A 22,790-nucleotide genomic window follows, 5' to 3' on the forward strand; every position below is an offset into this window, starting at 1 on the left:
GGCTTGCCCGCGATGGGGGCGGTGCGGTCCTTCAGAGATCAAGGCGGCTGTTTCGCGAGCAAGCTTTGCTCCCACATAAATTCCCCCACTACAGGGACCGCGCTCAACTTTATTTCTTGATCAGGAGGACGTCATGGAACGACACAACACCGCAATCTCGATGGCCACCCTCCTCTTCGCTTTCTCTTCCTGCGTGCTGGCCGCTCCCGACAACCAGCGCCAGGCCCAATTGCAACACCTGCTGGACCAGGACTGTGGCGCCTGCCACGGCCTGTACCTGACCGGCGGCCTCGGCCCGCCCCTGACCCACGAAGCCCTGGCCGGAAAATCCCGCGACAGCCTCATCGCCACCGTCACCCTCGGACGGCCCGGCAGCGCCATGCCCGGTTGGGCAGCGTTGCTTGCGCCCGACGACATTCGCTGGCTGGTGGACCGGCTCCTTCAAGGAAAACCCGCCCCATGATCCGTTCCTTCCTGTCCTCCACGGCCATCGCCCTGCTGCTCTGCGGTTGCGCCCAGACACCGTTGCGCGGTACCGGCGATTTGGGCGTGGTGGTGGAGCGCGCCAGCGGCAGCCTGCAAATCATCGAAAGCGACACCCGCACCGCCCTGGGCCGCGTCGAAGGCCTGGGCGACTTGTCCCACGCCTCGGTGGTGTTCTCCCGCGACCAGCGCTATGCCTATGTCTTCGGCCGTGATGGCGGCCTGAGCAAGGTCGACCTGCTGAGTGCGCGCATCGAACGCCGGATCATCCAGGGCGGCAACAGCATCGGCGGCGCGATCAGCCAGGACGGCATGCTGATCGCCGTTTCCAACTACGAGCCCGGCGGCGTCAAGGTGTTCGATGCCCAGACCCTGGAACAGGTCGCCGACATCCCGGCCACGCCATTGCCCGGTGGCCAAAAGCGCTCACGGGTGGTGGGCTTGGTGGATGCGCCAGGACAACGCTTCGTGTTCAGTCTGTTCGACACCGGCGAAATCTGGACCGCCGATTTCAGCCTGGGCCTCACCCCGCGCATCGAGCGTTTCACCGCCATTGGCCAACAACCCTACGACGCCCTGATCACCCCGGACGGGCGTTATTACATGGCCGGACTGTTCGGTGAAGACGGCATGGCCCAACTCGATCTCTGGCACCCGGAACGCGGGGTGAAACGGGTGCTGGGGCATTACGGGCGCGGCCAGGAGCGACTCCCGGTGTACAAGATGCCGCACCTGGAAGGCTGGGCCCTCGCCGACCGGCAAGCCTTCGTGCCCGCCGTCGGGCATCACCAAGTGTTGGTGATGAACGCCCAGGACTGGCAACAGACCGACGCCATCGCCGTGGCCGGTCAACCGGTGTTCGTCACGGCGCGACCGGATGGCCGGCAGTTGTGGGTCAACTTCGCCTACCCGGACAACGACCGCGTCCAGGTCATCGACACCCAGACCCACGCCATCGTCGCCGACCTGCGACCCGGCCCGGCGGTGCTGCACATGGAGTTCACCGCCCGGGGCGACCAACTGTGGCTGTCCGCCCGGGATGGCGGTCAGGTGCAGGTCTGGGACCCTTATCGCCTCGAACGCCTGGGCAGCTTGCCGGCCCTGAGCCCCAGCGGCATTTTCTTCAGCAGCCGCGCCCACAAGCCGGGGTACTGACCATGACACTCAACTCACTGGCCCGGCGCCTGATCGATCGATTCCAGCATGGCCTGCCGCTGTGCGCCGAGCCCTATCAAGCCATGGCCGAGGCCTTGGGCTGCAGCGAAGCCCAGGTCATCGACTGCCTGCACCATCTGCAAGTGGCCGGGACCTTATCGCGCGTCGGCCCGGTGTTCGAACACACCCGGGCCGGGGCCAGCACCCTCGCCGCCCTGGCCGTGCCCGAAGACCGCTTGCACCAGGTGGCGGCACGCGTCAGCCAATACCCGGAAGTCAATCACAACTATGCCCGGGAGCATCGCTACAACCTCTGGTTCGTACTGACCGGCCCCAACCGGGCCCACCTGGACAACATCCTCCAGGAACTGGAACACGACACCGGTCTCACGCCACTGGACCTGCCCATGCTCACCGCCTACCGCATCGACCTGGGCTTTGCCCTGGAGGCCACCCCATGAAAAACGCCCTGAGCGAGCAACAGTCACTGGCACTGCGCCGTCTGCTGGAAACCGGCCTGCCCCTGACATCGCGGCCTTTCCAGGCCCTGGCCGAGCAGATCGAGGCCAGCGAGCCCCAGGTGCTCGAGCAGGTGCAGCGCTGGCACGAACAGGGCCTGTTCCGGCGCGTCGGCCTGGTGGTCAACCATCGCGCCCTGGGGTTTGCCGCCAACGCCATGCTGGTGCTGGACGTGCCGGATGCCCTGGTCGATGAAGTCGGTCGGCGCCTCGGCCAGGCCCCCGGCATCAGCCTTTGCTACCAGCGCCCGCGGCGCCTGCCCCAGTGGCAATACAACCTGTTCTGCATGATCCACGGTCGCCAGCGCGACCGCGTCGAAGCACAGGTCCAGGCGCTGCTGGAAGAACACTTGCTGGACGACCTGCCCCACCAATTGCTGTTCAGCACGCACCTGTTCAAGCAATGCGGCGCACGTTACGCCGCACCGGTCGGAGCCCGTATCGATGGATGACCTCGACCGCCGCCTGATCAATCGCCTGCAATTGGGCCTGCCGCTGGTCCGCCATCCTTGGCAAGCCCTGGCCCAGGAACTGGACAGCAGCAGCACTGAATTGCTCGACCGCCTGCACGAACTGCTCAACGACGGCGTACTCACCCGCTTCGGCCCGATGTTCGACATCGACCGCCTGGGCGGCGCGTTCACCCTGGCGGCACTGGCAGTGCCCGAACCACGCTTCGAAGCCATCGCCGAGCTGCTCGCCGACATGCCCGAAGTGGCCCACAACTACCGCCGCGAGCACACCTGGAACATGTGGTTCGTGCTCGCCTGCCCCAGCGAACAGGCGATCGACGACACCCTGCTGCGCATCGAACACCTGACCGGCCTGGTGCCACTGAACCTGCCCAAAGAGGAGACCTACCATGTCGGCCTGTATTTCCCCGTCTGAGGTTGCGTGGCAAGCGCCACCACGGCTGGATGAAACGCCCTTGGCGTTGCGCCTGGTGGAACTGACCCAGGCCGGCCTGCCCTTGCTCGAAGACCCCTGGGCCTGGCTGGCCGAGCAACTGGGCTTGAGCGTGGAATCCACCCTCGACCTGCTCAAGCGCCTGCAGGCCGAAGGGGCGATCCGGCGGATCGCCGCCGTGCCCAATCACTACCGCCTGGGCTATCGCCACAACGGCATGACGGTCTGGGACGTGGCCGACGCCGACATGTCGCGCCTCGGCGCGCTGCTGGGGGCGCAGCCCTTCGTCAGCCACTGCTATCGACGGCCGCGCCGGCCCGGCTGGCGCTACAACCTGTTCGCCATGGTCCACGGTCGCAGCCGCGAAGAAATCGACAGCTACCGCGAGCACCTGCGCTACCTGCTGGGGGACGCCTGCGCCGCCGACGACATGCTGGTGAGCAGCCGCATCCTGAAAAAAACCGGCCTGCGCCTGACACCTGTGGGAGCAAAGCTTGCTCGCGAAACAGGGGCGTCGGTTTTATGAGGGACAGCATCGGCTTCATCGCGGGCAAGCCTTGCTCCCACCAACCCTTGCTCCCACAACGCGGGAGCAAGCCGCGCTGAACCCGCACGTCGATCGAAATCGAAGGAGCGCTTTATGTTGAGGATCAGCCACTACCTGCGAGCCCTGGCCGGGCAATGCCCCGCCCCACGCGTCGCACCACCGGGCAAGCACCGCCCGCCGGTGGTGATCTGGAACCTGCTCAGGCGTTGCAACCTGACCTGCAAGCACTGCTATGCGACGTCGGCCGACAGCGTGTTTCGCGACGAACTGGACACCGCGGCGGCGCTCAAGGTCATTGATGACTTGCATGACGCCGGGGTGCGTGTGCTGATCCTGTCCGGCGGCGAACCGCTGCTACGCGACGACCTGTTCCAACTCAGTGCCTATGCCCGCAGCAAGGACTTTTTCCTGGCCCTTTCCACCAACGGCACACTGATCGACACGTCCAATATCCAACAGATTGCCGCGGCAAACTTCGATTACGTCGGCATCAGCATCGACGGCCTGGAAGCGACCCACGATGAGTTCCGACAGCTCAAGGGCAGCTTCGCCAGCTCCATGGCGGCCATCCGGCTTTGCCGCGAGCAAGGCATCCGGGTCGGATTGCGCACCACCCTCACCCAGCAAAACCACGCCCAGTTGCCGCGTTTGCTGGACTTGATGGATGAGTACGACGTGCAGAAATTCTATCTGTCGCATCTGAACTACAGCGGCCGGGGCAAGCGCAGTCGCAAGCTCGATGCCCATCAGCAGATGAGCCGCGAGGCCATGACCCTGATCTTCGAGCGAGCCTGGCACGACATCGAACAGGGCCGCGACAGTGACTTCGTCAGCGGCAACAACGACGCCGATGCGATCCTGTTGCTGCAGTGGGTATCCCGACGCCTGCCCCAGCACTACGCCGCACTGGAGCAGATGCTGCGGGCCTGGGGCGGCAATGCGTCGGGCAGCGGCATCGCCAACATCGACAATACCGGCGAGGTCCACCCCGACACGTACTGGTGGCAGCACTCGGTGGGCAACGTGCGCCAGACGCCGTTCAAGACACTCTGGTCAGACCGCCCCGATGCCCTTCTGCTGAAGCTGCGCGAACATCCACGGGCCGTGGGCGGCCGTTGTGGGCAATGCCGCTGGCTGGACATCTGCAACGGCAATACCCGCACCCGCGCCTGGGCCGACGGCGACCTGTGGGGCCAGGACCCCGGCTGCCACCTCAACGATGACGAAATTGGCCTGCACGCGATTCCCAGCGTTGCGATGCCCTGCGCCTGATAAACCGACGGCGAACCTGATGACGAACCAAGGAAGTCCCATGCCTGCCTCCATCGTTTTGCCCGCTGCCCTGCAATCGCCCTTCAGACCGGGTGAAGTCGCCCTGGTCGGCGCCGGCCCCGGTGACCCGGGCCTGCTGACGTTGCGCGCCTGGAGCCTGTTGATGCAGGCCGACGCGGTGGTCTACGACCGCTTGATCAGCCCGCAACTGCTCAACCTGATCCCCCTGCCCTGCGCCCGGCACTACGTCGGCAAGGCCGCCGGCTGCCACAGCCTGCCCCAGCCACAAATCAACGAACTGCTGGCCGACCTGGCCGACCAGGGTCAGCGGGTGGTGCGGCTCAAGGGCGGTGATCCGTTCATCTTCGGTCGCGGTGCCGAGGAGCTGGAGTATCTGCTGGCCCGGGGTATCGATTGCCAGGTGGTGCCCGGCATCACCGCCGCGGCCGGTTGCAGCACCTATGCCGGCATTCCCCTGACCCATCGCGATATGGTCAATTCCTGTCGTTTCATCACCGGTCATCTGCAACGCGAAGGCGACTTGAACCTGCCCTGGCAAAGCCTGGCGGATGACAGTCAGACCCTGGTGTTCTACATGGGCTTGTCGAACCTCGGCACCATCGCCACGCGGCTGATCGCGGCGGGCCTGGCGGCCGACACGCCGGCGGCCTTGATCAGCAACGGCACGCGACCCGACCAACAGGTCCTGCGTGGCACCCTCCAGCAATTGCCGGAGATGGCACTGACGTGCGCCGAAGGCCTGCCGACCTTGACGGTAATCGGCAAGGTGGTCGGCTTGTTTGCCCATCAGTTGCTGGAGCATCCGGCGCGCCTGCACCCGGCCATACCGCTCCAGCCCGGTATCGCGAGGGTGGCATCATGAACCTCGGCTGGCTTGCCCCGTTGCTGTGGGTCGGTGCCGTCCACGCTGCCACGGCGCCTGAACCGGACCTGGCATTGGCCGAACACAACTACCAGCAACACTGCCAGCAGTGTCACGGGGTCAATCGCATCGGCGCTGCCGGGCCGGCGTTGTTGCCCCAGAGCCTGAGCCGGATCAAGCCCGACGAGATTCGCCAGGTGATCGAGCATGGACGCCCAGCCAGCCAGATGGCGGCATTCGGCGCGGTGCTGGAGCCCGCGCAGATCGATGGCCTGACCCACTATCTCCAACGTCCGCCCGCCGTCGAACCGACCTGGAGCGAGGACGACACTCGCCGCAGCCATCGCCTGCTGGCGGATGTCGCCACCCTGCCCGATAAACCCCAGCACCACGCCGATCCGCTGAACCTGTTCGTGGTGGTGGAGGCTGGCGACCATCACGTCGATATCGTCGACGGGGATCGCTTCAAGGTCCTGGCGCGCTTCGCCTCACACTTTGCGCTACATGGCGGACCGAAATTTTCGCCGGACGGACGCTTCGTCTATTTCGCCTCCCGGGATGGCTGGATCAGTCTGTATGACTTGCACAACCTCACGCTCATCGCCGAGGTGCGGGCCGGGCTCAATACCCGCAACCTGGCGGTGAGCAAGGACGGGCGCTGGGTGCTGGTGGGCAACACCCTGCCGGGCAACGTGGTGGTGCTGGATGCCCGCGACCTGTCGCTGGTCAAGACGGTTGCAACGGTGGGACTGGGCGGCCAGACCTCGCGGGTCAGTGCGGTCTATACCGCGCCGCCGCGCAACAGCTTCATCGTGGCCTTGAAGGATGTGAAAGAGGTCTGGGAGCTGTCCACCGGGCCGAACCCGGACTTCGTGCCCAGGCGGATCGAGGCCGAGGATTATCTCGACGACTTTTCCTTCTCGCCCGATTACCGGCAGTTGCTCGCCACCTCGCGCAAGGCCCAGGGCGGCCAGGTGATCGACCTCGACACAGGGCGGATCGTCACCGACATCGCACTGCCAGGCATGCCGCACCTGGGCTCGGGGACCTATTGGAAACGCGATGGGCACTGGGTGTTCGCCACACCCAACATCAGCAAGGGGCTGATCTCGGTGATCGACTTCGACACCTGGAAAGTCATCAAGCAGATCCCCACCCTGGGGCCGGGTTTCTTCCTGCGCAGCCATGCCAACTCTCGCTACGCCTGGACCGATGTGTTCTTCGGCCCCGACAACGACGCCATCCACCTGATCGACAAACAGACCCTGGAAATCGCCCACACCTTGCGGCCGATGCCCGGCAAGACCGCCGCCCACGTCGAGTTCACCCGCGACGGGCGCTACTTGCTGCTGAGTATCTGGGACACCGATGGCGCGCTGATCGTCTACGACAGCAACACCCTCAAGGAAATCAAGCGCCTGCCCATGAACAAGCCTTCGGGCAAGTACAACGTCGGCAACAAGATCGAGTTCGCCGAGGGGACATCCCACTGAAAAAAGGGGGCTGATGCGCAGCCCCAATATCAATCGACCCGAGGCACCAGGCCTCAGGGCTGCTGCGCAGCCCAGCGGGAGCAAGCTCCCTCGCCACAAAAGCGATCGGAGGGGTACATCAGTGAAACATCCTGTGGGAGCGAGCTTGCTCGCGATAGCGGCGGGTCAGTCAACATCCATGCCGACTGACTAGACCCATCGCGAGCAAGCTCGCTCCCACAGGGTTATGTGCGCAGCCAGGGGGTCACCCTTACCAGGTAAGCACCGCACCTACTGCAAAGGTGTCGGTGTCTTCGTTCTGCGCACTGGTGTCGTGGCCGTTGATTTCGAACTGGTTGTACTCGGCCACGAGCTTGAGGTTGTCGTTGATATCGTGGAACAGCGCGATGCCCCGGGTTTCGTAATCGGCGCCACTGCCTACCACGCCGTTGCCGTCGTCATCGGTCTTGCCATAGGACAGCGCCAGACGGTTCTTGCCCAGCTTGTACGAGCCCTGCAACAGGTAGCCCTTGCTGTCGACATTGCGCAGGGTTGCTTCACCGGCGTTGTTGGTGAAGAACGGGTTAATGCCCTTGGCCTGGAACCCCGAACCGGTGAGGGACAACCCACCCATCTTCGCCTGTACGCCATACCCCAGGCCTTTGGAAGTTACCGACTCGACGGTGGAATCGGTGTTGTCCGAGGTCTGGTAGCTGCCGTTGAGCCAGCTGTAGATCTTCGCCCCGCCCAGGTCGAACTGGTAGGTGATCTCGCTCTCGGTGCGCGGGTTTTCCTGATAGGCCTTGCCGGTAGCGCTGTTGTCGTTGGTGTCCACCGGGTCCATGATCCCCACCGCCACCCGCAGCCCGTCCATCACGGGTGTGCGGTAGGTGATCTGCGAGGTCGGGAACGGGTACGGGTAACCGCTGCCGATGTTGCCGAACGACACGCCACCGCCGTCCACCAGTCCCAAGGTGTCGCTGACCTGACCATAACCGGCGAGCAGTTCGTCCAGCAGGATGTTGGAGCGGGCAAACAGGCCGAAGTCCTTGCCGATCAGCACCTCGCCCCACTCCGGGTTGGCCACGGTGCCGTAGAACTGGCGCACGTCGATGGCGGTATCGGTGCCATTGGTTTCACTGTCGTTGATGGTCACCCAGAACGAAGCCCGGGCGCCGAGCTTGAGGTCATCGACCTGCTTGCCCATGTTGAAGCCCAGGTAGTTGGGCAAAAAGCCCATCTTGACCCGCGCCTGCCGACGGTCGTACTGCTCACCCGCGCGGTCCACGTCGCTGTTGACGTAAAAGGCGTTGATGTAGCCGTCGGTGGAAAAAGTGGTCTGGTCCTTGTCGTACAGCATGATTTCAGCGTTGGCCCAAGACGTCAGGCCCAGACTGGAAAGACCGGCGATGACCGCAGGCAAAAAACGCAGGCAGGTATTTTTATTGTTGTGCATGGCGCGCTCCGCAACAGGGGACGGGATGTCGGAGGCGATTATCGAAAGGTGCCAGGGCGCGTCATACGCTGCCTTGGAGGCAATTGGCGAATGCTTTGGCAGCGCCGGCCCGGCGCGGCAGTTTGGGTGTAAGACGGCGAGGTCGAGGGGCGCGACAGCTTGGGTGTAAGACTGCCTTGCCGACGGGTGCGATACTTTGGGTGTGGGCCGGTTGTCCTGCTTATTGTGGGAGCGAGCTTGCTCGCGATGGCGACAGTGCATCCAACATCGATGCAAGCTGACTCACCGCTATCGCGAGCAAGCTCGCTCCCACAGGTTTGCACCGTATTGCTTTTGTGGCGAGGGAGCTTGCTCCCGCTGGGCTGCGCAGCAGGCCCCCTCGCTATCAGCTCAGAACCTCGGCTTGACGGTCTTCCACTCCGGCCGGTAGCGCTGCATCTGCCGCACATCGTCGCGCTGACGGATACCGCAACTGAGAAACTGGTCATGCAGCTTGCCCAGTTGATCCCGGTCCAGTTCCAAGCCAAGGCCAGGCGCCCGGGTGATCTTCACGCAGCCGTCGACAATCGGCAGTTTGCCGCCCTTGATCACTTCTTCATCCGGCTCCTGCCACGGGTAATGGGTGTCGCAGGCGTAGTCCAGGTTCGGCACTGCGGCCGCCACGTGGGCCATGGCCATGAGGCTGATGCCCAAGTGCGAGTTCGAATGCATCGACACACCCAGGCCGAAGGTACTGCACATTTTCGCCAGGGCCTGGGTGTCCCGCAGACCACCCCAGTAATGGTGGTCGGCCAAGACGATCTGCACGCTGTCCAGGGCCACGCTACGGCGGAACTCATCGAAATCGGTGACCACCATATTGGTCGCCAGCGGCAGCCCCGTGCGCTTGTGCAGCTCGGCCATGCCTTCCAGCCCTGGCGTCGGGTCTTCGTAATACTGCAGGTCATCCCCCAGCAGCTCGGCCATGCGAATCGAGGTCTCCAGGGACCAGTTGGCATTGGGATCGATGCGCAACGGGTAGCCGGGAAAGGCCTGTTTCAGCGCCTTGATGCACGCCACTTCATGTTCCGGATCGAGGGCGCCGGCCTTGAGCTTGATGCTCTTGAAGCCATAGTCCTGGATCATCCGCCGGGCCTGGGCGACGATCTGCTGCTCGTTGAGCGCCTCGCCCCAACTGTCGGGCGGGTACGGCGAATCGATGTGCTCGGCGTACTTGAAAAACAGGTAGGCACTGAACGGGATCTCATCGCGAATCGCGCCGCCCAGCAGGTCCACCAGTGGCACGTTCAGGGAGTGGGCCTGCAAATCCAGGCAGGCCACTTCGAACGCCGAGTAGGCATTGCTCACCGCCTTGCTCGCATGGGAACCCGGCGCCAGTTCGGCACCGGCAACGCTGGCCGGTTTCTGCGCGGCGACGGTCGCCTGGACGATGGCCCGCAACTGATTGAGGTTGAACGGGTCCAGGCCGATCAATTGGCTCTGCAACTGCTGCTGGATTGCCAGGGCCGGGGCATCGCCGTAGCTCTCCCCCAGGCCGATGTAACCGTTGTCGCTCTCGATCTCGATGATCGAGCGCAGCGCGAACGGCTCATGGATGCCGCTGGCGTTGAGCAAGGGTGGATCGCGAAAAGCGATGGGTGTCACGGTGACGCGTTTGATCTTCATACAGCGGCTCCCGATGGGCCAGGTTTCAAGGCTTGCGATTTTTCCGGCTGATTCGCTTCGGCAACGGTTTCGGGCCGGCCGGACAGTGAGTTCGGGGTGTCGCGCTTCGGCGCGGTGCGGGCGAAAAAGATCACCACGGCGGCGACAAGCGAGGTGGCGGCCAACCCATACAAGCCGCCCTCGATGGAGCCCGTGGTCTGTTCCAGGAAACCGAAAGCCGTGGGCGCGACGAAGCCGCCGAGGTTGCCGATGGAGTTGATCAAGGCGATCACCGCCGCCGCGACACGGGCATCCAGGTAACTTTGGGGAATCGGCCAGAACAACGCCGACGCGGCCTTGAAGCCAATGGCCGCGAAACAGATCGCGACAAAGGCAAAGATCGGCCCGCCGGTGGTGGACATGAACATGCCGAACGCAGCGATCACCAGCGTCACCGCGACCCAGGCCTGCTGGAATTTCCATTTACCGGCCAGGGCGGCAAAGCCGTACATCGCGACGATGGAAATGATCCACGGAATGGAATTGAGCAAACCGACCTGGAAGTCCCCCAGGCTCCCCATTTTCTTGATCATGCTCGGTAGCCAGAACGTGGCACCGTAGATGGTCAGGGCGATGGAAAAGTAGATGAAACAAAACAGCGCGATCTGTCGGTCGGCCAACAACTTGAACATCGACGGCTTGATCACTTGCGCGGCTTCCCGGGCCCGCTGCTCTTCGGCGATGGCGGCGATCAATACGGCTTTCTCTTCAGCCGTCAGCCATTTGGCCTGGCTCGGGTGCGATTGCAGCCAGAACCAGACAAACCCGCACAGCACGATGGAGGCAAAACCTTCGATCAGGAACATCCATTGCCAGCCATGCAGGCCCATCCCGCTGATGTGCAGCAAGGCGCCAGACACCGGGCCGGAAATCACCGAGGCGATGGCCGAACCGCTGAGAAAGATCGCCATCGCCTTGCCGCGCTCGTTGGCGGGCAGCCACTGGGTGAAGTAGTAGATGATGCCGGGAAAGAAGCCCGCCTCCGCGGCGCCAAGAATGAAGCGCAGCACATAGAAGCTGGTTTCACCTTGCACAAAGGCCATGGCCATCGCCGCCGCGCCCCAGGTGAACATGATGCGCGTCAGCCAGGCCCGCGCGCCGTAGCGTTGCAACAGCATGTTGGACGGGACTTCGAACAGCGCGTAGCCGACGAAGAACAACCCGGCGCCAAGCCCATAGGCCGCGGCGCCGATGCCCAGGTCGGTTTCCAGGTGACTGCGCACGAAACCGATGTTGACCCGGTCGATGTAGTTGACGATGAACATCACCACCACCAACGGCAGTACATGACGTTTGACCTTGGCCGCCGCGAGCGCCAGGGTGCTGTCATGGGTGGAGTCCGTTACGTTATTCAAGGGGTGCCTCCCGATCATTGTTTTTGTGGGGAACGGGACGATGATGGACGCGGTGGATTGTTCCCGTCTAATCTAACTTGGCACTTGATTGATACCTGGATTGAATCAATGTTTGAACTGGCCCAGTTGCGCTGCTTCACCACTGTGGCGACCGAACTCAACTTCCGTCGCGCCGCCGAACGCCTGAACATGACCCAGCCACCGCTGAGCCGGCAGATCCAATTGCTGGAACATCACCTGGGCGTCGAACTGTTCACCCGCAGCACCCGCAGCGTGGCACTCACCGCCGCCGGCCGGGCGTTCTTCATCGAAGCGCAGAACCTGTTGGAACAGGCGCAACAAGCCGCCGTGGCGGCCCGGCGTTTCGCCCAGGGCGACATCGGTTCGGTGACCATCAGCTTCGTCGGCAGCGCGGTGTACGAGTTCTTGCCCAAAGTGATTGCCGAGGCCCGGCTGAAACAGCCCCAAGTCAAAATCGTCCTGGCGGAGATGAACACCTACCAGCAGCACGAAGCCTTGCGCGCCCGGCGCATCGACCTGGGGATCGTCCGCTCGCCGCTGCTGGAAACGGGCTATGCCACCGAGTGCCTGGTGCGCGAGCCCTTCGTGCTGGCGGTACCCGCCGGACATCCCCTGGCGACTGCCGACACGGTGAGCGTCCAGGACCTGGACGCCCAGCCGTTCCTCATGTACTCGCACTCCGCCTACCCGCCCTTCAACGAACTGCTCACCGGCATGCTCCGCTCGGCCCGGGTCGCGCCACAATTCGTCCAATGGTTGGGGTCGTCGCTGACGATCTTGGCCCTGGTCAACGCCGGCATGGGCCTGGCCCTGGTACCGCGGTGCGCCACCAGCGTGGTGTTCAAGCAGGTGGTGTTTCGTGAGATCGACCTGGGCGAAGGGGTCCAGAGCGAGTTGCACCTGGTGTGGCGCGAGGACAACGATAATCCGGCGTTCACCATGTTGCTGGAGGGGATTCGTGGGGCGGTTCGCGAAGGGTTGTGAAGGCGGAGCCACATTGCCCATGCTGCTGGCTGACTCCGCAAGATCCACATCGAGCCGTAAAACCTTTTACTTGAAAAGCGGCTCAGACCTGCGAGTGGAACGCCTCTGCCATGGCTTCGATCTCCTGTCGCATCCACAACTTCTGCAACCAATCGGAGGGAATAGCCTGCACCCCATAAAATGCCCCCGCCACCTGACCTACAATGGCAGCGGTGGTGTCAGCGTCGTCGCCCAGGTTCGTCGCGGCCAGCACCGCATCAGTGAAACTGTCCGTCTGATGAAAGCACCACAGCGCCGCTTCCAAGGAAGCCACCGAATAACCGGTGCCTGACACTTCACTCCGAACTTTTCCCTGATACGCCCCTTGGGCGAGCGCTATCACTTTAGCCTCGGTCAGTTGCTCGGATAACACACGCAGCACATCCGCCTTTGAAGCACCGGTCAATGCGTTGGCAATGACATCAGCCAACACCTGGCAACACTCCACCGCCTCTGTTGCCCCATGGGTTGTACGCGAACTCAGAGCCGCAAAATCGCGAATGCGTTTGCGATCCGGATAAAAGAACAACACAACCGGTGCCAAGCGCATAAGCGAGCCATTGCCAGCCGTATCAGCAGCGGTATCCCCCGCGAATGGGTCGCCATGGGACTGATAGCGTTCCAGTGCACCGCGAACGGTCATGCCAATGTCAAAGCAATCACCAGTGGAGCTCAGATAACCCCAATGCCACCAATTGAGGTATCGGCCCATCTGGTCTGCCGCATCAAAACCACGCTTTTGCAACAGGCTCTCAGCCAGACACAAAGCCATCGATGTGTCATCGGTCCATTGGCCAGGTTTGAGACTGAAGGGGCCGCCACCAACCATGTCGGTCACAGGGGTAAAGGAATCCCGTGGATGGAATTCAACAGTAGTGCCAACGGCGTCACCACACGCCAAGCCCAGTAAGCATCCGCGATAGCGGTCTGAAAGTGTCGGGGACATCCTGATTCCTTCTGTTTCGAGTTCGTCCGCGCAGGAGCGGCGTACAACCAGCGAGATGATAACGGCTGGGCATGCCAAGGAACCTGATCGTAATCTCTTTATTGAAAACGCAACGTACATTCACTCGGCAGTTTCCCTATTCAGAGACAAGTTGTACGATGACAGACGAGCACGCATCGCTCGCGTTCCTGATACCTACAACAACAAGGAAATCCCCATGAAAAAAGCGACATTGATCGTCAGCTTCTTTTGCCTGTTCAGCGGTTACGCAGCGGCAGCCACGTCATCGGCCGAGCAGGAAGTGGCCCAGGCCGTCGACCACCTGACCCAGGCCATGCTGCATAAAGACATCCCCCAACTCCAGGCCCTGGCCGCCGAGAACCTCACCTACGGGCACTCCAGCGGCAACATTCAGGATAAGAAAGCCTTCATCGCCGACATCGAAACGGGCAAGAGCGCATTCAAGACCCTGGAAATGCAGAACCAGAAAATCACCTTGTCCGGGGACACTGCGCTAGTGCGCAATCATTTCTCGGCACAGGCGCTCAAAGGCACTGAGGTGGTACCGACGGAAATCGAGAACTTCCAGATCTGGCAGAAGCAGAAAGATGGCAAGTGGCTGTTGATCGGTCGTCAGGCGTTTCGGTTCTGATCGCTGGCTGAACGCAAAACTGATGTGATTCATTGTGGGGAGGGGGTTTTGTCAGGCTCCGGACCAGTGCTGCCGGTACTCCAACAGGAAGTCCACGAAGGCACGCACCCGTTGCGGCACATACCGGCCATGGGGATACAGCAAGGTAAACGGACGCGAGCGCCCCGAAAAAGGCGCAAGTACCTCCACCAATTGCCCATTGGCCAGCTCCTGCTCCACGATGAATTTGTAGGTCTGGAACAAGCCGGCGCCATGTTTGGCCAGCGTCACGCCGCCGAGCACATCGTCGGAACAGCAATACCCTCCTTCGCCGAACACCTCCTTTTCCCTGCCCTCGACATTGAACAACCAGGAAATCCGTCGCCCGCTGCTGGGCAATTCGAACTGGATGCACTCGTGGTCGTCCAGGTCTTCAAGAACCTGCGGCGTGCCGGCCTTGCGCAGGTAATCCGGGGAGGCGACCACCACCAGTTTCGCGTCTTCCAGCAGCCGGGCGATCATCGATGAGTCCGGCTGGGCCCGTACCCGGATGGCGAGGTCATAACCTTCGGCAACGAAATCGATGTTTCGATTGCTCAGGTGCAGGTCCACGCTGACCTGCGGGTACAGCGCCCGAAAAGCCGGGAGCAAGGGCAGGATGCGGTGATGACCGTAGGTGGTGGGCAGGCTGATACGCAACTGCCCAGACGGCACCGATTGCGCGCCCATCATTTCCTGTTGCGCTTCGACCAGTTGCGTCAGCGCTTGCCGGCATTGTTCGAAATAGGTCTTGCCGGCTTCGGTCAGGCGGATGCTGCGGGTGGTGCGCACGAAAAGCCGTGAGCCCAGGCGCTCTTCCAGGCGAAAGATCGAGCGGCTCACCGCCGCCGGGGTAACCCCCGCCAACTGCGCCGCGGCCGTGAAACTGCCCGCCTCCGCCGCGAGGCAGAACAGTTCTATGCTACCCAACTGCAGGTCTTCGAAATGCCGCTTCATGATTCGTTACACCGCGTATCAACTGAAGTTTCCAAAGGCCTGTTTATCAGCCCGTGGCGTATAAATACAGTGGTCTTGCAACACGCAGGCGTTGTCCTGCGTCCATTTCCCATCAGCTGGAGTGCAACATGCCTTTCGTCAATGTGCGAATTACCCGAGATGGCGTCACCCGTGAACAGAAAGCCCAGGTGATTGCCGAAATCACCGAAACCCTCCAGCGCGTGCTGGGCAAGGACCCTCACTTGACCCATATCGTGATCGAGGAAGTGGATACAGATAATTGGGGCTACGCGGGCATGACCACGACGGAGTATCGAAGTCTTCCCAAGGAATAAACGCTCTGCCCCTCCCGAGCCCGGTCCAACTGACCGGGCTTTTTTCTGCCTGCCAACCCAACAACCCAACAACACTGTGGGAGCGAGCTTGCTCGCGATGGCGGCGTGTCAGTCAACATCACTCCCGATCGACCTGACGCTATCGCGAGCAAGCTCGCTCCCACAGGGGTTAGGTGCTGCCCTTGCCATTGATTACATGACGTATCAACTCAAGTACCAGAAGCCTTATTTATCAAACCCTGAGGCATCAATACCCTGAGCTCAACCACCGCCATACAGGCGCATCGGTTCCATTCAATGATCAGGAGTCAATCATGAGCCTCAACAAAACCGTCATCATCACCGGCGCTTCCAGCGGGATCGGCCTGGGTTTGGTCAAGGCGTTCCTGGCCCGGGGGTATAACGTGGTGGGCAATGCCCGCTCTCAGTCCGGGCTGGACGCTGCCGCCGCCCAGCTCGGCCACCCGGCCGGTTTCATGGCCGTGGCCGGCGACATCGCTGACCCGGCCACTTCAACCGCCCTCATCGCCCAAGCTGTCGAGGCGTTTGGCGCCGTTGACGGGCTGGTGAACAACGCCGGTTTCTTCCTGCCGAAACCCTTCGTCGAATACAGCCCCCAGGACCTGGACGCGCTGCTGGACACCAACCTCAAAGGCCTCGTCTACGCCAGCCAGGCCGCAGCGGCGCACATGATCGGGCGCCAGCGCGGCTTCATCATCAACATTTCAGCCGCCGTGGCGCTGCAACCGAACATCCAGGTGCCGGCTGCGCTGCCCGTGTTGATCAAGGGCGGCGTCAACCAGATGACCCGTGCGCTGGCCCTGGAACTGTCGCCCCACAACATCAAGGTCAACGCGGTCGCCCCCGGCATCATCGACACACCCATGCATGACCCGGCGCACCGCGACTTCCTCGACAACCTGGCCCCGGCCGGTCGCGTGGGCACCATCGAGGAAATTGCCGAGGCCGTGTTGTACCTGGCGGGCGCTGATTTCACGACTGGCGCGATACTGCCGGTGGACGGCGGGATGAGCACCGGTAAGTGGTAGGAAAAACTGTGGGAGCGAGCTTGCTCGCGATGAGGTCCAGTCAGTCAGCCTCTCATTGACTGACCCGACGCCATCGCGAGCAAGCTCGCTCCCACTTGGACTGCGACTGCGCGCGGCTTCAAAGGGTGTAGGAAATTCCGGCCTGTACCGTCCGCGGTGCACCCGGGTAAGCATAGACGCCACCGAATGCACCCTCTTCGTAGTCGGCGTCAAACAGGTTCTTCAGGTCCAGGTTGAGGCGGATTCGCTCGTTGACCTTGTAGTAGCCGAGCAAGTCCACGACGGTGTAGCTGTCCATGGTAAAGGTGCTGGCCGCAGTATTGCCGGCCCGCTCATCGACGTACTTGGCACCTACGCCAAGACCGAGGCCCTTGAGGCCACCGTCCTGGAACTCGTAGACGTTCAACAGGCTGAAGGAGTTCTTGGGCACGTTGAGCAAGCGGGTGCCGGACGGGATGCTGATGTCCTTGGTCACTTCGGCATCTACATAGGCATAGCCACCGATCACCCGCCATTGCGGCGTCAAATTGCCCGCCACGTTCAAGTCAAATCCGCGACTGCGCACTTCGCCAGCGGCCACGTTGAATGTTGCATCCTGCGGGTCGGGCGTGAGGACGTTGCGCTTTTCAATCTGGTAGATCGCCGCGTCGACGCTCAACTGGCGATCCAGCGCTTCCCACTTGACACCCATTTCGTAGGACTTGCCTTCTTCCGGCTTGAACCCTCCACCCTGGAGTCTGGCACCGGTGTTGGGCTTGAACGAGCGTGCGGTATTGGCATAGACCGCCACGGTGTCAGTCAGGTCGTAGATCATACCCAGGCGTGGGGTGACGGCACTGTCGGTGACGTCCCAGTTCCGACTACCAGGCGGGTTCTGGGGGACGAAACTCTCATACTGATGCTCGAATCGCTCGAAACGCGCCCCCGCCAACAACTTCAAACGCTCCGTCAGCGCCACCTGATCCTGGACGAACACGCCAAACGTCTTGAGGTTTTCCTGGTCATCGGTGGGCTTGCGCGTCAGTGCCGGGCGTGGCTGGCCATGCACCGGGTCGAAGATATCGATCGGGTAGGCACCGACAGCGCCGGAGGAACGCTGGATGATGGATTGGTAGTCGTAGTCTTCATACTCGATGCCCGTCAACAACGTGTGCTCAAACCCGCCGGTGGAAAAATGCCCGGTGAGGTTGAGTTGGGTGTCGCGGTCGGTCCATTCCAATTTGCGGTAGTTGAAGTTGCGCCCCAGGGTGCGGCCATCGGCGGCGATGCCGTTGCCTTCGACGGCATTGCCCTGCAGGGTGCCGTCGAGCCATTGGGTTCCGCCGGCCAGGGTCCAGTCGTCGTTGAGCATGTGCTCGAAGCGCACCTGCAGCATGTTGTTGTCGTTGTGCAGCTTGCCGGCGTCTTTTTCACCGAAGAACGTATCGCGCGAGGCGGTGCCGCGCTGGCCGGCGTAATGGGTCAAGCCCCGGTCCAGCGGATGGTTGTTGCGCATGAAATCGCCTTCGAAGGTCAGTCGCGTGGTGTCGTTGACCTGCCAGGAGACCACCGGCGCGACGCCGTAGCGTTCGGTTTCGACGTGGTCGCGGAACGTATCGCCACCCTCGCCGATCACGTTCAGGCGATAAGCCAGGCGCCCTTCTTCGTCCAATGGGCCGGACGCATCCAGCGTACCGCGACGCATCCCCTGGTCGCTGACCTGGCTGCCCAGGGTCACCGTGCGCTCGGCCAACGGCTGCTTGGACACCACGTTGAAGGTACCGCCCGGATCGCCACGGCCATAGAGCATGGTGGCCGGGCCACGCAGGACTTCCAGCCGCTCGATGGTGTTGGCGTCCGGCATATTTGGGTAGCCACGGTTGATCGGGAAACCGTTGCGGTAGAACTCCCCGGTGGTGAAACCGCGGACGGTGAAGGTGGTCAGGCCCTGGCCGCCAAAGTTGTTGGCCCGGCCTACGCCGCCGGCGTAATCGAGGGCATCTTGCAGGCGCGTGGCGCCAAGGTCTTCGACCACGTCGCGGGACACCACGGAAATGGATTGCGGGGTTTCATGGATCGCCGTGTCGGTACGGGTGGCACTGGCCGAACGGGTGGCGTGATAGCCCTTCACCGGTCCCTGTGCTGATTCATAGTCGGCGTTACCGACGATATCCGTGGCTTGCAACTCAAGGGAGGCCGGCTTGGCAGGGACTGGCTGTTCAGCCCAGGTGGAAACGGAGTAAGCCTGGAACACACACAGTGAAACGAGAATCCGACGCATCGATGCACAATCCTAATGGAAAAAAGCCTCCACATCGGGAGGCTGACAAGAATGTGTCGCGAAAGATACAGCAACTCATTGCTGTTTGATATTTATTCCCATTAACGTCGGATATTTCGTAACTATTTAGTCAGCCATCGCGAGCAAGCTTTGCTCCCACAGGGATCTTCAGCGTACAAGTCTTATGATTGGCCGCTACTCTCCCTCAGTGGGAGCAAAGCTTGCTCGCGATAGCGCCAGAACAATCTCCCCACACTCTACTGGCCCGCCCCAATCGATTCCTGTGCGACCCGCTGGAAAAACGTCTGCGCACGATGATCCTGGGTATAGGCCACGTTCAACCGCAACCAATCGCACGCCTCCCCTTGGGGCAGGAACGTCGAGCCCTGGGACAGTTGGATCTGCAACTCCCGGGCGATCTGCTGCACCCGTTGTGCCGCCAGGCACCGAGGCCTGGCCCAGACGAACATCCCCCCCATCGGCTCGGCAAACACCTCCCAGTGGGCCGGGTCCAGTTGGCGCAGCGTACTTGCCATCTGCTTGTTCAGGCGCTGGCGCAAGCGTTGGATCAGCTTGCGATAAGCACCGTTGGCCAGCAACGTCGCTACCACGTTTTCCGCCAGCAGCGAACAACCGATGCCGGTAATCATCTTGACTTCGGCCAGGCGTCGGATGATGTCGGGCTGGGCGACCACATAACCGATGCGCAGCGAACTGGACAAGGTCTTGGAAAAACTCGCCAGGTAGATCACCCGGTCCAGGGCATCCAGGGAAGCCAGGCGGGACGTCGGGCCATTCTGGAAATCGGCGTAGATGTCGTCCTCGATGAGGCGAAAGTCATGGGCCGTCGCCAGTTGCAGCAGACGATAGGCCACGCTCGGCGCCAGGCTGGTGCCGGTGGGATTCTGGTACATGCTGTTGATGAAGAAATACGAGGGTTTGTGCTCGCCGAGAAGCTGTTCCAGGCGGGCGATGTCCGGGCCCTGGGCAGTCCTCGGCACCGCCACGGTCTTGACCCCCTGCAGCTTCAGCAGATTGAACAGGTTGTAGTAGCCGGGGCTTTCCACCAGCACCAGGTCGCCGGGCTTGAGCAGGGTTCGCACCAGCAGGTCGAGGCCCTGGCTGGCGCCTTGGGTGGTGATGATCTGTGCCGGGTCGACGTGAATGTCGATCAGGCCAAGGCGTTTTTGAAGCTGCAGGCGCAGATGAGGCGAACCCAACGGGGTGCTGTAGTTGAACAACGCGTGGTTGTCGCTGCGCACCACCTGGCGGATCGCCTGGCCCAGGTCGGTGTCGTCGCGCCAGGCATCGGGCAGCCAGCCGCAACCGAGCTTGAGCTGCGTCGATTCATTGTCGAACAACCGCCACGACGGGTTATCCGTTTCAGCTATCGGCTCCACCGGCAGGGCCACCTGTTGCGCGACAAAAAAGCCCGCGCCATGGCGAGACTCCAGCACCCCGCTGGCAACCAGTTGGTCATAGGCCTTGATCACGCTCGACAGGCTCAGGCCATTTTCCCGGGCCAGTTGGCGAATGGACGGCATTCGCGCGCCGGGGCGAATGCCATGGGCGTTGATCCAGCCCGTGAGGTGCGTCACGAGCTGCCGGATCATGGGCTCGGCAGTGTTGCGATCAATCTTCAGGTCCACGGCGGGCACTCTTGGCCAAGTGTTCTCGATTTTCTAGAAAACAGTTAAACACAAATGACCGGCGTCTGTTCCTTGTTTGCGTTGTGCCCGGCGGCGATAGTCCCCGGGACTTCATGCGCACCCTTTAAGGAACACTCTTGAACCCACAGCATCGACATTCCTGGGGGCTGGCTTTCGGCCTCTGCCTGATCACCCTTGCGGTCAACCTGCAGGCGCCGCTGTACACCACCTACGCGCAATTGTCCGGCTCCGGGGCCGGGGCCACGGCGGTGGCGTTTTCCGGTTATGTGCTGGGGGTGTTGCCGGTCCTGCTGGCGTTCGGTGGACTGGCCGACCGGGTGGGCCGCAAGCCGTTGATCCTGGTGGCGCTCGGGCTGTCGATGTTGGCGACGCTGGTGACGTTGCTCTGGCCGAGCCTGGTGGCGCTGGGCGTGGCGCGCTTGATGATGGGGGTCGGCACGGGGCTGGCCTCGGCCACGTCGACCGCCTATATGACAGAGCTCATGGCAACTCGCGATACCCGCTCGCCAGCCAACCGGGTCACCGCCAGCACCTCCCTGGGTTTTGGCCTGGGGGCGGCGTTGACCAGTCTGTTCCTGTTCGTCCATCCCAGCGCCACGCCCGGCAGCTTCTGGTTGCAGTTGCTGTTGGCCGCCCTGGCGATTGTCGTGGTCTGGCGGCTACCGGACCCGGCGCTGAAAATCAAAGACGCGCCGCTGCTGCGCCTGCCTTTGTTTCCCGCCGGCAGCCTGCCCTACAGCTTTTCCATGCTGTTGGCCTGGGCGACTTCGGGCCTGGTCATCGCCATATTGCCGTCGGTGCTGGCAACCCACGATTTGCAGCGTTGGTCGGGCCTGTCGACCTTCACGGTCATCAGTTGCGGCTTGCTCTTCCAGCCTTGGGTGCGGCGCATGTCGCCGGCCAGGGCCACGGGCCTGGGGCTGTTGATCCTGCCGATGAGCTATGCCTTGCTGGCCTGGGGCGCGAGCGCCGGCTCCCTGCTCGCCGTGTTGCTGGGAGCGCTGGGCGCCAGCAGCGCTTGCTACGGTTTCCTGTACCTGGGTGGGTTGTCGGCCGTCACGGCCATGGCCGGCGCGGAAAAGGCTCGGGTCAGTGCCGGTTTTTTCCTGTTCGCCTATGTCGGGTTCAGCATCCCGGTGGTGGTGACCGGGTTGCTGGCCGATCATTTCGGCGCGGACGTGGCGTTGATCGTGTTCGGCCTGGCGTTGTTGGCTGGGGTGTCTGTTACCGGATGGCGCATCGTCCGGACTGAGGCTTATGTGAGCCACCTGTCCCACGGCTGAACACACCAACCTGTGGCGAGGGAGCTTGCTCCCTCGCCACAGGGGGCTGGCTGAAGGATTGGGGGAAGCCTTGGACAGCTCGACACTGCGCTCGGCAAAGTCGTATACCATATCCCCACCTAAGCCGAACGACCCGCCGCCGTGACTTTATCCAAGTTCAACCTGCCTGACCTGGGCAACACCCCTTCCACCTCGGAAATCATCACCCGCCACCTGCGCGATGCCATCGTGGCTGGGCATTTTGCCGAGGACGAGCCGATTCGCCAGGATGACATCGCCCGCCAGTTCAACGTCAGCAAGATCCCCGTGCGCGAGGCCCTCAAGCGCCTGGAGGCCGAGGGCCTGGTGATGTTCCAGCGCAATCGCGGGGCGATGGTGACGCGCATTTCCGAGGCGGAGCTGGCGCAGATGTTCGAAGTGCGCATGCTGCTGGAAGACAAAGTACTGCGCCTGGCGATTCCCAACATGACCGAAGACACCTTCGCCCGCGCCGAAAGCATCTGCCGGGAGTTCGTCGGTGAAGACGACGTCGGGCGTTGGGCCGAACTGAACTGGCAACTGCACGCCTGTCTCTACGAACCGGCGCAACGGCCGTTCATGGTGAGTCTGATTCGCTCGGTCCACGACAAGCTGGAGCGTTACTTGCGCATGCAGATGAGCCTTTCGGCCGGTAAGGACCGAGCCGATCACGAGCACCGGGAAATCATCAAGGCCTGCCGCGCCGGTGATGTCGAGCGGGCCGTGGCGCTGCTGGACGAACACATTGCCGGCGTCTGCGAGACCTTGTTCAAGTTCCTGCCTTCCAGCCATTGATGGGCCAACGCT

22 protein-coding genes are annotated in these 22,790 nt (G+C 62.5%); 15 read left to right on the forward strand and 7 right to left on the reverse strand.

Annotated features, from left to right (window positions below; genetic code table 11):
- Positions 1-133: 133 nt before the first annotated feature.
- The 9 genes from IB266_RS11890 (at position 134) to IB266_RS11930 (ending at position 7,257) form a co-directional block, all read left to right on the forward strand.
- On the forward strand, positions 134-463 hold the full coding sequence (locus IB266_RS11890) for a c-type cytochrome (RefSeq protein WP_192261291.1): 330 nt from the start codon (positions 134-136) through the stop codon (positions 461-463).
- Positions 460-1,638 carry a cytochrome D1 domain-containing protein gene (locus IB266_RS11895; protein WP_192261292.1) on the forward strand — a complete coding sequence of 393 codons (1,179 nt, stop codon included), beginning with the start codon at positions 460-462 and terminating at the stop codon, positions 1,636-1,638. The genes IB266_RS11890 and IB266_RS11895 overlap by 4 nt, the downstream gene beginning before the upstream one ends.
- A 2-nt stretch (positions 1,639-1,640) precedes the next feature.
- Complete coding sequence (locus tag IB266_RS11900; RefSeq protein WP_192261293.1) at positions 1,641-2,099, forward strand: Lrp/AsnC family transcriptional regulator; 459 nt, start codon at positions 1,641-1,643, stop codon at positions 2,097-2,099.
- Complete coding sequence (locus IB266_RS11905) at positions 2,096-2,608, forward strand: AsnC family protein (protein ID WP_192261294.1); 513 nt, start codon at positions 2,096-2,098, stop codon at positions 2,606-2,608. The genes IB266_RS11900 and IB266_RS11905 overlap by 4 nt, the downstream gene beginning before the upstream one ends.
- Positions 2,601-3,044 (forward strand): Lrp/AsnC family transcriptional regulator, encoded by a 444-nt coding sequence (locus IB266_RS11910; RefSeq protein WP_103309378.1) that lies wholly within the window; start codon positions 2,601-2,603, stop codon positions 3,042-3,044. Before IB266_RS11905 ends, IB266_RS11910 begins: the two co-directional genes overlap by 8 nt.
- Positions 3,019-3,588, forward strand: coding sequence for an Lrp/AsnC family transcriptional regulator (locus tag IB266_RS11915; protein ID WP_192261295.1), 570 nt, complete (start codon positions 3,019-3,021; stop codon positions 3,586-3,588). Before IB266_RS11910 ends, IB266_RS11915 begins: the two co-directional genes overlap by 26 nt.
- 114 nt (positions 3,589-3,702) lie before the next feature.
- Positions 3,703-4,881 carry a heme d1 biosynthesis radical SAM protein NirJ gene (gene nirJ / locus IB266_RS11920; RefSeq protein ID WP_192261296.1) on the forward strand — a complete coding sequence of 393 codons (1,179 nt, stop codon included), beginning with the start codon at positions 3,703-3,705 and terminating at the stop codon, positions 4,879-4,881.
- A gap of 40 nt (positions 4,882-4,921) precedes the next feature.
- Positions 4,922-5,764, forward strand: a complete 843-nt coding sequence (gene cobA / locus IB266_RS11925; RefSeq protein WP_192261297.1) for a uroporphyrinogen-III C-methyltransferase — start codon at positions 4,922-4,924, stop codon at positions 5,762-5,764.
- Positions 5,761-7,257: a nitrite reductase gene (locus IB266_RS11930; protein ID WP_192261298.1), complete on the forward strand. Its 1,497-nt coding sequence runs from the start codon at positions 5,761-5,763 to the stop codon at positions 7,255-7,257. Before cobA ends, IB266_RS11930 begins: the two co-directional genes overlap by 4 nt.
- A 250-nt stretch (positions 7,258-7,507) precedes the next feature.
- On the opposite strand, the gene IB266_RS11935 is transcribed toward IB266_RS11930, so the two are convergent.
- From IB266_RS11935 to IB266_RS11945, 3 genes are all read right to left on the reverse strand, one after another.
- Positions 7,508-8,692, reverse strand: coding sequence for a porin (locus tag IB266_RS11935; protein ID WP_060742065.1), 1,185 nt, complete (start codon positions 8,690-8,692; stop codon positions 7,508-7,510).
- Positions 8,693-9,082: 390 nt separating this feature from the next.
- On the reverse strand, positions 9,083-10,357 hold the full coding sequence (locus tag IB266_RS11940; protein WP_192261299.1) for a glucarate dehydratase family protein: 1,275 nt from the start codon (positions 10,355-10,357) through the stop codon (positions 9,083-9,085).
- Complete coding sequence (locus IB266_RS11945; protein WP_225613506.1) at positions 10,354-11,751, reverse strand: MFS transporter; 1,398 nt, start codon at positions 11,749-11,751, stop codon at positions 10,354-10,356. The genes IB266_RS11940 and IB266_RS11945 overlap by 4 nt, the downstream gene beginning before the upstream one ends.
- 108 nt (positions 11,752-11,859) lie before the next feature.
- Here IB266_RS11945 and IB266_RS11950 point away from each other — a divergent pair, with 108 nt between their 5' ends.
- The gene (locus IB266_RS11950) at positions 11,860-12,756 is read left to right on the forward strand and encodes a LysR substrate-binding domain-containing protein (protein ID WP_060742062.1); all 897 of its coding nucleotides are present in this window, start codon (positions 11,860-11,862) and stop codon (positions 12,754-12,756) included.
- Positions 12,757-12,838: 82 nt separating this feature from the next.
- Here the strand turns inward: IB266_RS11950 and IB266_RS11955 are convergent, their stop codons facing one another.
- Entirely contained in the window at positions 12,839-13,741 is a 903-nt protein-coding gene (locus IB266_RS11955; RefSeq protein WP_192261301.1) for an ADP-ribosylglycohydrolase family protein, read from the reverse strand.
- A gap of 217 nt (positions 13,742-13,958) precedes the next feature.
- Between IB266_RS11955 and IB266_RS11960 the strand changes: the two genes are divergently transcribed.
- Complete coding sequence (locus IB266_RS11960; protein WP_192261302.1) at positions 13,959-14,393, forward strand: nuclear transport factor 2 family protein; 435 nt, start codon at positions 13,959-13,961, stop codon at positions 14,391-14,393.
- A 51-nt stretch (positions 14,394-14,444) separates the two neighbouring features.
- On the opposite strand, the gene IB266_RS11965 is transcribed toward IB266_RS11960, so the two are convergent.
- On the reverse strand, positions 14,445-15,368 hold the full coding sequence (locus IB266_RS11965; protein ID WP_192261303.1) for a LysR family transcriptional regulator: 924 nt from the start codon (positions 15,366-15,368) through the stop codon (positions 14,445-14,447).
- A 128-nt stretch (positions 15,369-15,496) separates the two neighbouring features.
- On the opposite strand from IB266_RS11965, the gene IB266_RS11970 reads away from it, so the two are divergent.
- Together IB266_RS11970 and IB266_RS11975 are read left to right on the forward strand one after the other, a co-directional pair.
- On the forward strand, positions 15,497-15,703 hold the full coding sequence (locus IB266_RS11970; protein WP_092172994.1) for a tautomerase family protein: 207 nt from the start codon (positions 15,497-15,499) through the stop codon (positions 15,701-15,703).
- Positions 15,704-16,017: 314 nt separating this feature from the next.
- Positions 16,018-16,752 carry an SDR family NAD(P)-dependent oxidoreductase gene (locus IB266_RS11975; RefSeq protein ID WP_060742058.1) on the forward strand — a complete coding sequence of 245 codons (735 nt, stop codon included), beginning with the start codon at positions 16,018-16,020 and terminating at the stop codon, positions 16,750-16,752.
- Positions 16,753-16,870: 118 nt separating this feature from the next.
- Here the strand turns inward: IB266_RS11975 and IB266_RS11980 are convergent, their stop codons facing one another.
- Together IB266_RS11980 and IB266_RS11985 are read right to left on the reverse strand one after the other, a co-directional pair.
- On the reverse strand, positions 16,871-19,012 hold the full coding sequence (locus IB266_RS11980) for a TonB-dependent siderophore receptor (protein WP_192261304.1): 2,142 nt from the start codon (positions 19,010-19,012) through the stop codon (positions 16,871-16,873).
- 257 nt (positions 19,013-19,269) lie between these two features.
- Positions 19,270-20,661 carry a PLP-dependent aminotransferase family protein gene (locus IB266_RS11985; RefSeq protein ID WP_192261305.1) on the reverse strand — a complete coding sequence of 464 codons (1,392 nt, stop codon included), beginning with the start codon at positions 20,659-20,661 and terminating at the stop codon, positions 19,270-19,272.
- A 137-nt stretch (positions 20,662-20,798) separates the two neighbouring features.
- Between IB266_RS11985 and IB266_RS11990 the strand changes: the two genes are divergently transcribed.
- Together IB266_RS11990 and IB266_RS11995 are read left to right on the forward strand one after the other, a co-directional pair.
- Positions 20,799-21,965, forward strand: coding sequence for an MFS transporter (locus IB266_RS11990; protein WP_192261306.1), 1,167 nt, complete (start codon positions 20,799-20,801; stop codon positions 21,963-21,965).
- Positions 21,966-22,106: 141 nt separating this feature from the next.
- Positions 22,107-22,778 (forward strand): GntR family transcriptional regulator, encoded by a 672-nt coding sequence (locus tag IB266_RS11995; protein ID WP_060742054.1) that lies wholly within the window; start codon positions 22,107-22,109, stop codon positions 22,776-22,778.
- Positions 22,779-22,790 lie beyond the last annotated feature (12 nt).

Origin of the sequence: Pseudomonas sp. Pdm06 (assembly GCF_014851795.1) — a bacterium.
In the GTDB taxonomy this organism is placed as follows: Bacteria; Pseudomonadota; Gammaproteobacteria; order Pseudomonadales; family Pseudomonadaceae; genus Aquipseudomonas; species Aquipseudomonas fluorescens_AA.